Raw genomic sequence first — 1177 nt, 5'->3', positions numbered from 1 at the left:
CCGCGCAGTTCCTCGACGGTCAGTTCGAGGAAGCCGACTGGACCGAGCCCGGTGACGTCTTAGTCGGCGAGCACTGGCGCATCCTCATCTGCCGCCGACCGGGCGTCACGCCGGGTCACAAGCCTTCGGGCACCCAATCACACCGACTGCTGAGATCGGTTGGTCACTCCAGCAGGGGCACCGGGTTCGATAGCCCCCTACACTGCGCCGATGGCGCTGATCAGAAGGACCTATCGGATCGTCGACGGCGAGCAAATCGAGGGCACGTGGCGACCGGTCTTCATCCGTAACGGTCCGACTTACTTCCTGACGGACCTGCTGGTCTTCGCCGATGGTGCGATCAACTGTTGGGACTGGGTCGACCTCGACGGGCTGCGCGAGAAGTTGAAGATCGGATGGGTCGCCACGCATCTCAAGCCAGGTGCGCAGGCGTCAGCTCACCATCTTGCAAGCTGGCGCTTCGACGAACCGCAGATGTGGCTGACAGGCGAGGAGCTCCTTGGGGAAGTCGCCGACGAGATCGATCAACTCAATGGCCGACCTGACTCCACCGGCCGCTGTCTGGAAGCCTTGGACCGTTACCTTGAGAACCGAACGGAGGCCGATCGGCGGGCGCTACTGGCCGCATACATGGCCGTCCCCGCGCACCTGCGGCACTACGCATTGGGTGACATGGACGCGAAGGACTGGCCGCTTCGCGTGCTGTGCACCCCGATCGGCGAGCGCACCACCTACGACGAGCTCGTGACCGAGTCGATGCACGCCCAGGCGCACGAGTACTTCGCCGAGCGCGACCGATCGGTCAGAGACTGGCACGAAAACCACCCCGTCGACGGCCCGGACCAGGCACAGAACTCGACGGTGAAACTCGCGTCGATCCCGGGAAATTGGCCCACGGAGCCGGGCATCGAGTGCCTGCGTAACGAGTATCCGGCCACGATCGAGATTGGCGGCGACACCTACGCCAGCGCCGTGCACGCCTACTGGGCGCTGGCCACCACCGACGAGACCGCTCGTGCGGCGATCCGCCGCACCACGACAGCCCTTAGCGTCGAGCGCGCCGTCGGACATGCGCCGATTAGTACTCCAACGTCACTTTGCCTGTCTGCGCTGGTAGTGGGATCGTCGGGCTCGGGCTTGGGATTTTCGTCGCCAGGTTGACCAGTGCAGGGTGTGC

General features: G+C 64.7%; 1 protein-coding gene. It reads left to right on the top strand.

Annotated elements, in window-relative coordinates; genetic code table 11:
* Positions 1-210: 210 nt before the first annotated feature.
* Complete coding sequence (locus ACGF5G_RS35760; RefSeq protein WP_393271332.1) at positions 211-1161, top strand: DUF1768 domain-containing protein; 951 nt, start codon at positions 211-213, stop codon at positions 1159-1161.
* Positions 1162-1177: the final 16 nt, after the last annotated feature.

Origin of the sequence: Micromonospora sp. NPDC047730, from assembly GCF_043204765.1 — a bacterium.
Taxonomy (GTDB): domain Bacteria; phylum Actinomycetota; class Actinomycetes; order Mycobacteriales; family Micromonosporaceae; genus Micromonospora.
The sequence above is the reverse complement of the archived record's forward strand: the minus strand, read 5'-3'. Positions and strand labels throughout refer to the sequence as shown.

Bases quoted from the DNA above. Each gene is read 5' to 3' on its own strand.
- ACGF5G_RS35760 (WP_393271332.1), top strand. From the start codon at position 211: ATGGCGCTGATCAGAAGGACCTATCGGATCGTCGACGGCGAGCAAATC.